10 protein-coding genes and 1 pseudogene are annotated in these 12,068 nt (G+C 62.6%); 5 read left to right on the top strand and 6 right to left on the bottom strand.

The window, feature by feature from the left end; all coding sequences use genetic code 11:
• Nucleotides 1–7: 7 nt before the first annotated feature.
• From NMG46_RS23655 to NMG46_RS23645, 3 genes and pseudogenes are all read left to right on the top strand, one after another.
• Nucleotides 8–2,119: a S9 family peptidase gene (locus NMG46_RS23655; protein WP_254819936.1), complete on the top strand. Its 2,112-nt coding sequence runs from the start codon at nucleotides 8–10 to the stop codon at nucleotides 2,117–2,119.
• A gap of 79 nt (nucleotides 2,120–2,198) precedes the next feature.
• Nucleotides 2,199–2,824 (top strand): annotated as a pseudogene (locus NMG46_RS23650) (LysE family translocator).
• Nucleotides 2,825–2,966: 142 nt separating this feature from the next.
• Entirely contained in the window at nucleotides 2,967–3,350 is a 384-nt protein-coding gene (locus NMG46_RS23645; protein ID WP_254819935.1) for an SET domain-containing protein, read from the top strand.
• Between the two features lie 11 nt (nucleotides 3,351–3,361).
• Here the strand turns inward: NMG46_RS23645 and NMG46_RS23640 are convergent, their stop codons facing one another.
• The 4 genes from NMG46_RS23640 to NMG46_RS23625 all read right to left on the bottom strand — a co-directional run bounded on the left by NMG46_RS23640 (nucleotide 3,362) and on the right by NMG46_RS23625 (nucleotide 6,524).
• Complete coding sequence (locus NMG46_RS23640) at nucleotides 3,362–4,312, bottom strand: cytochrome c (protein ID WP_254819934.1); 951 nt, start codon at nucleotides 4,310–4,312, stop codon at nucleotides 3,362–3,364.
• Between the two features lie 9 nt (nucleotides 4,313–4,321).
• The gene (locus NMG46_RS23635) at nucleotides 4,322–4,765 is read right to left on the bottom strand and encodes a cytochrome c (RefSeq protein ID WP_254819933.1); all 444 of its coding nucleotides are present in this window, start codon (nucleotides 4,763–4,765) and stop codon (nucleotides 4,322–4,324) included.
• 176 nt (nucleotides 4,766–4,941) lie between these two features.
• Nucleotides 4,942–5,538, bottom strand: coding sequence for a superoxide dismutase (locus NMG46_RS23630; RefSeq protein ID WP_023677850.1), 597 nt, complete (start codon nucleotides 5,536–5,538; stop codon nucleotides 4,942–4,944).
• Nucleotides 5,539–5,645: 107 nt separating this feature from the next.
• Nucleotides 5,646–6,524, bottom strand: coding sequence for a branched-chain amino acid aminotransferase (locus NMG46_RS23625; RefSeq protein ID WP_254819932.1), 879 nt, complete (start codon nucleotides 6,522–6,524; stop codon nucleotides 5,646–5,648).
• 151 nt (nucleotides 6,525–6,675) lie between these two features.
• Between NMG46_RS23625 and NMG46_RS23620 the strand changes: the two genes are divergently transcribed.
• Both NMG46_RS23620 and NMG46_RS23615 read left to right on the top strand, forming a co-directional pair.
• Complete coding sequence (locus NMG46_RS23620) at nucleotides 6,676–7,338, top strand: haloacid dehalogenase type II (RefSeq protein ID WP_254819931.1); 663 nt, start codon at nucleotides 6,676–6,678, stop codon at nucleotides 7,336–7,338.
• A 174-nt stretch (nucleotides 7,339–7,512) separates the two neighbouring features.
• Nucleotides 7,513–8,337, top strand: coding sequence for a L,D-transpeptidase (locus tag NMG46_RS23615; RefSeq protein ID WP_254819930.1), 825 nt, complete (start codon nucleotides 7,513–7,515; stop codon nucleotides 8,335–8,337).
• A gap of 109 nt (nucleotides 8,338–8,446) precedes the next feature.
• Here NMG46_RS23615 and NMG46_RS23610 read toward each other — a convergent pair whose 3' ends face one another.
• A complete protein-coding gene (locus tag NMG46_RS23610; RefSeq protein ID WP_254819929.1) occupies nucleotides 8,447–10,216 on the bottom strand; it encodes an adenylate/guanylate cyclase domain-containing protein in 1,770 nt (589 codons plus the stop codon).
• Between the two features lie 262 nt (nucleotides 10,217–10,478).
• Nucleotides 10,479–12,011, bottom strand: a complete 1,533-nt coding sequence (locus NMG46_RS23605; protein ID WP_254819928.1) for a helicase HerA-like C-terminal domain-containing protein — start codon at nucleotides 12,009–12,011, stop codon at nucleotides 10,479–10,481.
• Between the last annotated feature and the right edge of the window lie 57 nt (nucleotides 12,012–12,068).

Genomic DNA, 12,068 nt, shown 5'->3' with positions numbered 1-12,068 from the left:
AGACGCAATGACCAGAACCCCAGTGTTTCCGACCGCCACCCCACCGCAGCCGGAGAAACGGCCGATCTTCGACACGCATCACGGCATGACGCGGACGGACGACTATGCTTGGCTGAGGGCCAGCAATTGGCAAGAGATGTTCAGGGATCCGTCTCTGCTCGACGGCCAAATCCGCGCCCACCTCGAAGCCGAGAATACTTACCAGGCGGCTCTGATGGCCGATACGGCTCAGCTGCAGAAGCAGCTTTTCGCGGAAATGAAGGGGCGTATCAAGGAAGATGATTCCTCTGTGCCTATGAAGGATGGGCCCTATGCCTACGGCTCCTCCTTCAAGCTTGGCGGCCAGCAGCCGCGTTATTTCCGCACGGCGCGCGACGGCGGCGACAAGCAGATATTGCTCGACGGCGATGCCGAGGCCGAGGGTAAACCCTATTTCCGGCTGGGCGGCGTCGATCATTCGGACGACCACAGCAAGCTGCTCTGGGCCTTCGACGACAAGGGTTCCGAATTCTACACGCTGCGCGTCCGCGATCTCGCCGGCGGCAACGACCTGGCGGATAGGGTTCCGGACACCGGCGGTGGCGGTGTTTGGGATGCCGGCAATGACGGTTTTTTCTACACTCGCCTCGACCCCAACCACCGGCCTTCCAAAGTGCTGTTCCATGCGCTTGGTGACAGTCCTGAAAACGACCGGCTGATCTACGAGGAGACCGATCCCGGCTTCTTCATGGATGTCGGCGGCACGCGCCCCAACGAGTGGATCATGATCGGCATCAACGACCATGAGACCTCGGAATACCGCATCATGAGCGCCAACGATCCGTTCGCAGAGCCGAAGCTGGTGGCGGCGCGCCAGACCGGCCTGCAGTACGAGCTCGAGGAAGGCGGCGACATCTTCTTCATCCTCACCAATGCCGACGGTGCCAAGGACTTCAAGATCATGACGGCGCCAGCGCATGATCCGGTGCGTGCCAACTGGCAGGAACTGGTGCCGCACGAAGCGGGCCGACTGATCCTTTCGGTTATCGGCTTCAAGGACCACATGGTCCGGCTCGAGCGCAAGGAAGGCCTGCCGCGCATCGTCGTGCACGACCGCAAGAGCGGCGAGGAGCACCTGATCTCCTTCGACGAGGAGGCCTTCTCGCTCGGCCTGTCCGGCTCCTACGAATACGACACCGAGATCATGCGCTTTTCCTATTCGTCGATGACGACGCCGGCGCAGGTCTTCGACTACAATATGCGCACCCGCGAGCGGGTGCTGCTCAAGACCCAGGAAGTGCCGTCCGGCCACGACCCGGAGCACTATGTCACGCGCCGGCTGATGGCGCCTGCCGCCGACGGCGAACTGGTGCCGATCTCGCTCCTCCATCACCGCGACACGCCGCTCGACGGGTCGGCGCCGTGCCTGCTTTACGGCTACGGCTCCTACGGCATCACCGTGCCGGCCGCGTTCAATACCAATCTGTTTTCGCTGGTCGACCGCGGCTTTGTCTACGCGATAGCCCATGTTCGAGGCGGCAAGGACAAGGGCTATGGCTGGTACGACGACGGCAAGCGGGCGAACAAGATGAACACGTTCACCGACTTCATCGCGGTCGCCCAGCACCTCGTCGCCGAACGCTATACGCAGCATGACCGCATCGTCGCGCAAGGCGGTTCGGCCGGCGGCATGCTGATGGGGGCGGTCGCCAACATGGCGCCGCAATGCTTCGGCGCCGTCGTCGCCGAGGTTCCCTTCGTCGACGTGCTCTCCACCATGCTCGACGCCAGCCTGCCGCTGACGCCGCCGGAATGGCCGGAATGGGGCAATCCGATCGCTTCGGCGGAGGATTACCGGACCATCGCCGCCTATTCACCCTACGACAATGTCGCCGCACTCGACTATCCGCCGATTCTGGCGTTGGCCGGCCTGACCGACCCGCGCGTCACTTATTGGGAGCCGGCCAAATGGGTAGCGCGGTTGCGCGACCGCAAGACAGGTGAGAATCCGGTGCTGTTCAAGATCAACATGGATTCAGGCCATGCCGGCGCCTCTGGCCGGTTTTCGAGGCTGGAGGAAATCGCCTTCACCTATGCCTTTGCGCTCAAGGTGACGGGGAAGGCCGAGCTTGCCGCGTGAACACCGCGGATAGGCAGGTATTGCTTGCTGTTCCGCTACATGCCTTCATTGAGGATGGAAGTTGCGGAGAAGCCCACCAATGATCGATCTTGCCACATTGATTGCGTATGTCGCGGTTGTGCTTGGCTTTATTTTCATCCCGGGTCCTGCCACCCTTTTGACCGTGGCGCAGCAACCAGCTCTGGAACCAGGGTGGGCATCGCGACCGGCGCGGGGATCGCGGCCGGCGACGTGGTTCACACCTTCATGGCGATCGTCGGCATTTCGGCGATCATCGCCACGTCGGCGGCGCTTTTCAGCATAGTGAAGTACATCGGCGCAGCCTACCTCATTTATCTCGGCGTTCGCGCGATCATCGAGAAAACGCCTGCCTATCCGGCCGCCGGCGCACTTGCGATCCCCGCTGCCAAAGCATTTCGGCAGGCTGTTTTGACCGAGATTCTCAACCCCAAGACCGCGCTTTTCTTCCTTGCATTTCTTCCGCAGTTTGTGCGGCCTGAAAACGGATCGGTGATGCTTCAACTGGCGACATTGGGCGTGATCTTTGTTCTGTTGGGCCTCGTCAGCACGGTGGTTTTCGCCGTGGGTGCGGGCGGCCTCGGCGCTTTCCTGCGCCGAAACCCGACGGTGCTGAGATGGCAGGGCAAGGCTGTCGGCGGCATCTATTGCGCCTTGGGCATCCGGCTGGCGCTGCAACAGCGCTAGGGTCTCGACATGCGACGCCGTACGAGGCTTCGGATACTGGGCAGGCACAGTTGATTTTCCGCTCGCAATTGCAAAGGTCGCGCGCTACCCAATGCGCGGCCTTTTCACTCGCCGCCAACACTCAATCACCCAGGGATCTGCCATGTTGCTCGTCGATGTCTATCTCGACAAATCGCCCATCCAGGGCATCGGCGTCTTTGCCAAGAACCACATTCCCCGCGGCACGCTGGTCTGGAAGCTCGACCCGAAATACGACCGCCGCATCGAGGTGACGACCTACGAGCGGGAAACCGGCCCGGTGAAAACCTACCTTGACCGCTACGCCTACCCGGACCGGTGCGACCCGAACTACATCGTCTTCGAAGCCGACGATGCGCGCTACATGAACCATGCCGACGACCCGAATTGCGACGTCTCGCAGCCGGAGGAGACCTATGCCTTGCGCGACATTGCGCCTGGCGAGGAAATGACCTGCGACTACAATCACTTCTTCGAAACCGGCTTCGACTTTCTCGGCGACCGCTGACGCAACGGCCGTCAGCTCACCGGCTTCTTGCGCGCCGGATAGCCGTTGGGGTGCGGCGGCACGGCTTTCAGATAGGCAGCGATTGCCGCGCGGTCCTCCGGGGTCAGCACGGCCATGTTCCGCTGCACGTCGACCATTGCGCCGCCGACCGTATCGAAATCCGGCGTGAAGCCGGTTTCGAGATAGTTGGCGATGTCAGCTTCGGACCAGTCGGCGATGCCGCCCTCGCCCGACGTGATGTTCGGCACGATACCGCTGCCTTCGGCGGCGGCCGCACCTGCCAGCCACTGGCCCTTCCTGGTGCCGCCGGCAAGGTCCCGCGGCGTGTGGCATTCGCCGCAATGACCGGGGCCTTCCACCAGATAGCGGCCGGCCAGCACCGGGTCGGGCGTGCCGTCGGGAAAGGAAACAACCGGCTGGTCACTCAAATAGAGCAGCTTCCACAAGCCAAGACCGCGTCGGACATTGAAGGGAAATACCAGCGAATTGGCGGGCGCCTTGCCGGCGACCGCGGGCAAGGTCTTCAGGAATGCATAGAGATCGGCAACGTCGGCCGGCTTCATGCGCACGTATGAAGTATAGGGAAATGCCGGATAAAGATGCTCGCCCGACGGCGACACGCCCTTCAGCATGGCGTTGGCAAAGTCCTCGACCGACCAGGCGCCGATGCCGTCCCTGGCGTCCTGCGATATGTTCGGCGGCACGAAGGTGCCGAACGGCGTCTTGAGCTCGAGGCCGCCGACCAGCTGAAGGCGGGCGTCGCCTTGCGAGCCGGGCTTGGCATGACAGGACGTGCAGCCGCCGGCGTAGAAGATGCGCTTGCCCCTGGCGGCGTCGCCGGGACCAAGCTCAGCCAGCGTTGCGGCATCGAGCCTGACCGGAGCCGACAGGAACCAGCCGGCAATCGCGGCCGCGCCGCCCAGAACGAGGGCGGCGCCGACAAGTTTCTTCTGCAAGCGCATTGCCCGCTATCAGCCTTTTTTCACCCTGTAGTTTTGATGACAGTTGCCGCAGCCGCCGCCGATGGTGTTGAACTGTGCCTTCAACGCCTCGGCGTCCGCAGGTGCTGCGGCGACCGCTGCCTTGACGTCTGCGAGGTACTTGCCTTCAGCCGTCTTGAAGCCGGCCATGTCCTGCCAGATCTTGGGAGACGCCGTGGTGTCGCCGGTGTCGCTGCCCGCCGGGAAAAGCGTGTCGACGCCGGCATGGAATTTCTCGGCATTGGCCTGCAGTGCCTGCAACGCGGTCAGCACCGAAGCTGCGTCGTAGGGCGTCTCGCCCTTGACCACTTTCGACAAGCCGGCGGCAATCTTGCCACGTTCCTTCATCAGGGCCTGCCGGTCAGCAACCGGGTCGGCAAACGCCGCCGAACCGGCGAAGGCGAGCATCGAGATGGCGAGGATAAGCTTTCTCATTCACTTAGCTCCATGTTGAAGGCAATTCAGGATGCGGTCCCACCCCGATGACAAACGGCAAGGATGGCTTAAAAATTCCGGCGCTTCGCCTCACGCTTGCGTGAAATTTTTGCAGCTGTCGTTTCTGATGCTGAAAAAGAAAAGCCCCGGTTCTGCCGGGGCTTTTCTGGAACGGATCAGGCCTTTTCGTAGAGTTCGAGCACATAGTCCCAGTTGATGAGACTGTCGACGAAGGCTTCGAGGTATTTCGGCCGGGCGTTGCGATAATCGATGTAATAGGAATGTTCCCAAACATCGACGCCGAGGATCGGCGTCGCGCCATGGACGAGCGGGTTCTCGCCATTCGGCGTCTTCGAGATCGCCAGCTTGCCGTCCTTGACCGAGACCCAGGCCCAGCCCGAACCGAACTGGGTGGTGCCGGCGGCGATGAAGTCGGCCTTGAACTTGTCGTAGCCACCAAGATCGCTGTCGACCGCCTTTTGCAATGCGCCCGGCAGCTTGTTGCCACCGCCGCCCTTCTTCATCCATTTCCAGAAATGGATGTGATTGTAGTGCTGGGCGGCATTGTTGAAGAGGCCCGCATTCTTGCCGAAGGACTGTTTGACGGCCTCTTCGACCGACAAATCGCCCATGCCCGCCTCGGCGGCCAGCTTGTTGCCGTTGTCGACATAGGCCTTATGGTGCTTGTCGTGGTGATATTCCAGCGTTTCCTTTGACATATAAGGCTGCAAGGCCTCGTAATCATAGGGCAAGGCGGGCAATTCAAAAGCCATCTGTCGTACTCCCTCGTGGAAAAATCCGGTGTCGATACCGGACTAACATAGGACTGGATTGGTCTAGAACAACTCCGGAAACGAAGCGCCGGCCGCTTTTTAGCGGGTCAGCCGGGCGAAGTCGAATGCGCCCATTCCCAATAGAGTTCGCGCGCCTTCTTGGCCACTGGTCCGGGCTGCAGATTGCGCTCCTCGATACGGGTGACCGGCACGACTTTCGAGTGGTTTCCGGTCGAGAAGATTTCGTCCGCCTCGAGAAAATCGCGGATCGACAGCGTCTTTTCCGTCGTCGTGAAGCCGTATTCGCCCAGCAGGGCCATCGTGCGCGCGCGGGTAATGCCGGACAGGAAGGTGCCGTTCGGCGCCGGCGTCAGGACATGGCCGTCCTTGACCAGAAAAATATTCGAGGTGCCGGTCTCGGCGACATTGCCCAGCATGTCGAGCACCAGCGCATTGTCGAAGCCGCGCATCTTGGCTTCGAGGATAGCCCGGCCGTTGTTGGGATAAAGGCAGCCGGCCTTGGCGTTGGTCGGCATGGTTTCGATGGTCGGGCGCCGGAACGGCGACACCGTCACCGAAAACCCAGTCGGCGAGATCATCGGCGATTCGTAGAGGCAAAGGCAGAAACGCGTCGAGGCCGGGTCGGCCGGCACGCCCATATAGCCGCCATGCTCGGCCCAATACATCGGCCTGATGTAGACTGCCGTCTTGCCGTCGAACTTCTTCAGTCCGTCCCAGGTCAGGCCGACGATCTTGTCGGTGCTCATCGTCGGCTTCAGGCCGAGCGCGATCGCCGAGGCATTTACCCGCGCTGCATGGCGATCGAGATCGGGAGCGACGCCCTCGAACCAGCGGGCGCCGTCGAACACGCTGGTGCCGAGCCACATGGCGTGGCTGCGCGGCCCTAGAATGGCAACATTGCCCTCGTACCAGTCGCCGTCGACGAAGGTCCATGTCGCGGATTGCGCCGCAGTCGCCAGTGTCATTGCCAGGTTCCGTTCGATGCTTGTTGCGGCGCATTGGAAGATGCTTTGGCGGCCGCCGTCAACCGGCTTGGCTGAGATTTGTTGAGGCCAGCGGGCTGGCGGACTGCAATCAGCGCTTGCGCCTTGCCTTACGCGGCCTCAAAACTGTCGAATGCAGTTCGCGGCTTACGTTTTCGACGCTTATGGCACGCTGTTCGACGTGCATGCGGCCGTGCGCCGTCACGCCGACCAGATCGGGCCGGACGGCCAGTTGCTGTCCGATATCTGGCGCGCCAAGCAGCTGGAATATTCCTGGGCCAGGACGCTGATGGGGGCCTATGCCGATTTCTGGCAGCTCACCGAGCAGGCCCTCGACTTCGCCCTGCGCAAGGTTCCATCCGCGGATGCCGGGCTGAGGGCGAAGCTGCTCGAGGCCTATTGGCGGCTGGACTGCTATCCGGAGGTACCGGCCGTGCTCAAGGCGCTCAAGGCATCGGGGGCAAGGCTGGCGATCCTGTCAAACGGTTCGCCTGAGATGCTGGAAGCGGCGGTCAAATCCGCCGCGCTCGACCAGGTCCTGGACGACGTCTTTTCCGTCGACAGCGTCAGGCGCTTCAAGACCGATCCGTCGGTCTACGACATGGTCACCACGGGCTGGCGCCTCTATCCGGGCGCCGTCTCTTTCCAGTCATCCAACCGCTGGGACGTCGCCGGCGCCACCAAATTCGGCTTCAGGACGGTGTGGATCAACCGCGCCAATCAGCCAGAGGAATACCGGGATTTCCCACCGGCCCTGATCCTGCCGTCCCTCGATGGTCTGATCTCCGGGGTTTGACGGCCGGACATGTTGCCTCGACGCAACAGTGACGATCCAGTCACAGCTTTGCCTTTGTTTGTCCACCCTGCGGCCAGAATTGGAACCGCCTATCGCACTGACATTGCTCAAGCACCTGCGCCGTATCGGACGCATTCACGCTTTGTTGCGATTTGAGACTTAAAAAAGGCAATCATGTTCACACCCCAATCGTCCTCTCTGCGCCTTAGCCGTCGCGGTTTCCTCAACGCAGCAGCCCTTGGCGCCGCCTCGGTCGCGGTCTCCAGTTGCACCACCCTGTCGCAGCAGCCGGTCGAGCCACCGCCGCCGACCTATGTCGAGCCGGCGCTCGGCGATTACGTGACGATGTATGGGCCGATGTCCGATGGCGGCTTCGAGCTGCCGGCCATACCTGTCGACAAGATCGACCCGAAGTTCCTGCGCCAGATCGTTGACGATCCGACCGGGCAGCAGCCCGGCACCATCGTCGTCGACACGACCAACCACTTCCTCTACCTGGTGCGCCCGGGCGGCCAGGCGATCCGCTACGGCGTCGGCCTCGGCCGCGCCGGCTTCGAATGGTCGGGCGATGCGGTGGTCCAATGGAAGCAGAAATGGCCGAAATGGACGCCACCGGACGACATGATAGCCCGCCAGCCCGAGCTCGCAAAATACAGCGCCGATAATGGCGGCATGCCCGGCGGGCTGGACAACCCGCTTGGCGCGCGTGCGCTTTACCTGTTCCAGGGTAACCAGGACACGCTGTACCGGTTGCACGGCTCGCCGGAATGGCGGTCGATCGGCAAATCGGTGTCGTCGGGCTGCGTGCGCCTGATGAACCAGGACATTATCGATCTCTACGATCGTGTGCCGAACAAGACCCCGGTCGTGGTGACAGCCGATGTCGGCCAGCCGGTGGTGGCAACAGCAAACCGCAGAGCCATTCCGATCGACGCCGGCGTGCCGGAAGGATCGATCCTGCTCGGCCCGATAAAATCGATCACAAATTCGATCTTCTGAGCTGGTGAAAGCGCGGGCGGGATCTTCCTCGAGGCTCAAGCGGTCGTTCTGGCTCGAGCCGGCGGTTGCCAGGTTGTTGGGTGTCGCTTTGTACGGCCAGGTTGATTAATTAGCTTAGGCCCGCCCGGCGCAGCCCTTCGGCATAGAGCGCACGAAGCTCCGCGGGGGCGATCGGATGATAGCGCTCGATCCAGTCCAGCGTGAGGTTCGGCTGGATCCGCAAGGCCTCCGCAAGTGCGGAAGCGGCGAGCGCAAGGTCGCCCGACAGCCCGGCCACTGCCGCGAGACTGCGCCATGCAGTGCCGAAGTCGCGCCTGAGCTGTACCGCGCGGTGCTGGAACTCGACCGCCTCGGCGATGCGCCCGGCTGCAAAATGACAGGTGCCGATCGTCGAGAGCACCGCTGCCTGGATCGTGTCGCGTGGGGAGAGCCGCATCGCTAGTTCTGCGTGGCGGGCGCCCTCCGCGCCCATCCCGGCGTAGCCGTAGCTCGAGCCCAGAACCATATGCGCCATGGCAAAGCTCGGGTTTCGCTCGATCGCTTCGGTCAGCGCCTCCCTGGCAGGCTTGGGACGCCGCGCGACCATGTGGACGTAACCGAGCACGAGATGAGCCCATGGATCGTCATTGTCCTGGTCGAGCGCGCGCTGGCCGAGCGCGAGTGCCCCGTCGAGCACCTCGGAAGGCTCCGCCACCCCTAGATGCGCCCTCGCGGCATAAAGCCAGCCGAGCAGGCCAATGGCGCGGGCATATTCCGGATCGATCTCGATGGCCCGCTTGAGCAGACCGACACCGACCTCGTTGTCCCGGGCAACCCAGGTCCACACGTAGGGCATGGCGCGCACGACGCAGCCCCAGGCGTCCAGGCTCTCGGTCGGCCGCTTCCTGAGGCGCACGTTCTCTGCAGCATAGAGCTGCGGCTCCAGCGATCCGACGACGCTTCCCGTGATCTCGTCCTGCACGGCAAATATGTCGCTCACCGCGCGGTCATAGCGCTCGGCCCACACATGCGTCCCGGATGCGGCTTCGATCAGCTGGGCAGTAACGCGAATACGGTCGCCGGCTTTGCGAACGCTGCCCTCGAGCACGTAGTGGACGCCGAGCTCACGGGCCACCTGGCGGATGTCGGCCGATTTGCCCTTATAGGCGAATGTCGAGTTGCGGGCGATGACGAACAGCCAGTGCAGCTTGGACAGCGCGGTGATGATATCCTCGCTGATGCCGTCGCTCAAGAACTCCTGGTCCCTGTCTCCGCTCATGTTCTGGAATGGTAGTACGGCAATGGAAGGCTTGTCGGGAAGCGGCAGGTTTCCGCCGGACACGGCCGACGCGACGAGCTCCAACTTCGCCACGTTTTGGCTCAGGCTCAGACGATAGGCTCGCACCGGCCGTACAATGTTTTTGAGCTCCTTGTCGCCGAGATCGACGAATTCTTCTTTCAACTTGTCGCGCACCTGTTCATAGGCCGCACCTGAGAGGCAGATCCCATTTGGTTCGGCGATTCCTTCCAGACGGGCCGCGATGTTGACGCCGTCGCCCATCAGGTCGCCGTCACTCTCCTCGACCACATCGCCAAGATGAATACCGATCCGGAATTCAATGCGGCGCTCCGGTGGGAGGCCGACGTTGCGCTCGACCATGCCATTTTGCACTTCGATGGCGCAGCGCACGGCATCGACAACGCTGCGGAATTCCACGAGGACTCCGTCACCTGTTCGCTTCACTACCCGACCGGCGTGAACCGCGATGGTGGGGTCGATGACATCGCTGCGGAGCGCCCGGAGTCGCGCGAGCGTCCGATCTTCGTCCGACCCAGCCAGCCGGCTGTATCCGACAACATCGGCGGCCAGGATCGCCGCAAGTTTGCGGATCTCGCTCACCTTGCCCCTTCCTTCACTGCCCAACATAGCACAGACTCAAGCGCAAGACCGCTCCATTTGGAACGGCGTGAACTCGCGACGACGGATGGCGCCTGGAGTCCCACTGGCCGGAAAGCGGCTTCGGGTCCGAAGCGCGACATTGTCGGCGGTTGTCAGAAATGGGGCATAGCCGCCGTCCGCTGTCCTCCAGATCTGGCTACTGGCGCTTCATGCCAAGGCAGAATTTGCCCACACCGATGCCCGCCTTCGGGTCCGATGCTCTTCACCGCCCCCTGGACAGGCTGCCCAGAATGCCGCGGACGATCGCTCGTCCGACCGACGAGCCGACCGAGCGCACCACGGATTTGATCGCAGCCTCCGCCACCGTCTGGCGGTTGGAGGGCCGCGGCGCGCGGCGGCCGCCGGTCGGCTGAGGATCGTCGTTGCCGAAGCCGGGAATGGTCCAGCGCGAACGGCCTGCGTCCTGTTGCTGCGCCTGTGCCTCCTGGGCGTCCTTAGCCTTTTTCTGCAGGATCTCGAAGGCCGATTCGCGATCAACGGTCTGGTCGTATTGTCCCGCAACCGGGCTTTCAGTGATCAGCTTGCGGCGCTCTTCGGGCGTGATTGGGCCAAGGCGCGACGATGGCGGGCGGATCAGCGTCCGCTGCACCATGGACGGCACGCCCTTGGCTTCCAGCGTCGAGACAAGCGCCTCGCCGGTGCCGAGCTGCGTGATCACGGTTGCGCAGTCGAACTCGGGATTGGGCCTGAACGTCTCGGCCGCCGTCTTGACGGCCTTCTGTTCGCGAGGCGTATAGGCACGAAGTGCGTGCTGCACACGGTTGCCCAACTGGGCCAGCACCGTTTCAGGGATATCCAGCGGATTTTGCGTGACAAAATAAACGCCGACGCCCTTCGAACGGATCAGCCGGACCACCTGCTCGACGCGGTCGACCAGCACCTTCGGGGCGTCGTCGAACAGAAGGTGCGCCTCGTCGAAGAAGAAGACCAGCCTCGGCTTGTCCGGGTCGCCGACCTCGGGCAGTTCCTCGAACAGTTCCGACATCAGCCACAGAAGGAACGTCGCATAGAGCCGCGGATTCATCATCAGCTTGTCGGCGGCGAGCACGCTGATGGCGCCGCGTCCATCGCGCGTGGTGCGCATGATGTCGGCGATCCGCAATGCCGGCTCGCCGAAGAAATTGGCCGCGCCCTGCTGCTCCAGGACCAGCAGCGTGCGCTGGATGGCCCCGACCGAAGGTTTCGTCACATTGCCGTAGCGGGCGCCGATCTCTTCGGCGCGGTCGGCGATATTGGCCAGCAGTGACCGCAGGTCCTTCAAATCGAGCAGCAGAAGACCTTCTTCGTCGGCGATGCGGAAGGCGATGTTCATGATGCCTTCCTGTGCCTCGGAAAGGTTCATCAGCCGTGACAGAAGCAGCGGCCCCATCTCCGAGATGGTGGCGCGGATCGGGTGGCCCTGCTCGCCGAACAGATCCCAGAAGATGACCGGGAATTCCTGGAATTCATAGGGATCGAGCTTGACCTGCTCGGCCCGCTTCACCAGGAGATCCTGCGCTGTGCCCATCATGGCGATACCCGACAGGTCGCCCTTGATGTCCGCGCAGAATACCGGCACGCCGGCATTGGAGAAACCCTCGGCCAATGTCTGCAGGGTCACCGTCTTGCCGGTGCCGGTCGCGCCGGTGACCAGGCCGTGACGATTGCCATATTGCAGCAAAAGCTGTTCGGGCCGCTGATAGCTGTCGTCCGGCTTGCGGCTGGCTCCTATGAAGATACTGGTGTCGTCGGCCATGTTCCCGGTCTCCGCAAACCTATAGGGTTGAATGCCCTGATCCCTTGAAGAAAAGGG

The organism is Mesorhizobium sp. LMG 17147, from assembly GCF_024297145.1.
Lineage (GTDB): Bacteria > Pseudomonadota > Alphaproteobacteria > Rhizobiales > Rhizobiaceae > Mesorhizobium.
The sequence above is the reverse complement of the archived record's forward strand: the minus strand, read 5'-3'. Positions and strand labels throughout refer to the sequence as shown.

Bases quoted from the DNA above. Each gene is read 5' to 3' on its own strand.
- NMG46_RS23655 (WP_254819936.1), top strand. From the start codon at position 8: ATGACCAGAACCCCAGTGTTTCCGACCGCCACCCCACCGCAGCCGGAG.
- NMG46_RS23645 (WP_254819935.1), top strand. From the start codon at position 2,967: ATGTTGCTCGTCGATGTCTATCTCGACAAATCGCCCATCCAGGGCATC.
- NMG46_RS23640 (WP_254819934.1), bottom strand. From the start codon at position 4,312: ATGCGCTTGCAGAAGAAACTTGTCGGCGCCGCCCTCGTTCTGGGCGGC.
- NMG46_RS23635 (WP_254819933.1), bottom strand. From the start codon at position 4,765: ATGAGAAAGCTTATCCTCGCCATCTCGATGCTCGCCTTCGCCGGTTCG.
- NMG46_RS23630 (WP_023677850.1), bottom strand. From the start codon at position 5,538: ATGGCTTTTGAATTGCCCGCCTTGCCCTATGATTACGAGGCCTTGCAG.
- NMG46_RS23625 (WP_254819932.1), bottom strand. From the start codon at position 6,524: ATGACACTGGCGACTGCGGCGCAATCCGCGACATGGACCTTCGTCGAC.
- NMG46_RS23620 (WP_254819931.1), top strand. From the start codon at position 6,676: ATGCAGTTCGCGGCTTACGTTTTCGACGCTTATGGCACGCTGTTCGAC.
- NMG46_RS23615 (WP_254819930.1), top strand. From the start codon at position 7,513: ATGTTCACACCCCAATCGTCCTCTCTGCGCCTTAGCCGTCGCGGTTTC.
- NMG46_RS23605 (WP_254819928.1), bottom strand. From the start codon at position 12,011: ATGGCCGACGACACCAGTATCTTCATAGGAGCCAGCCGCAAGCCGGAC.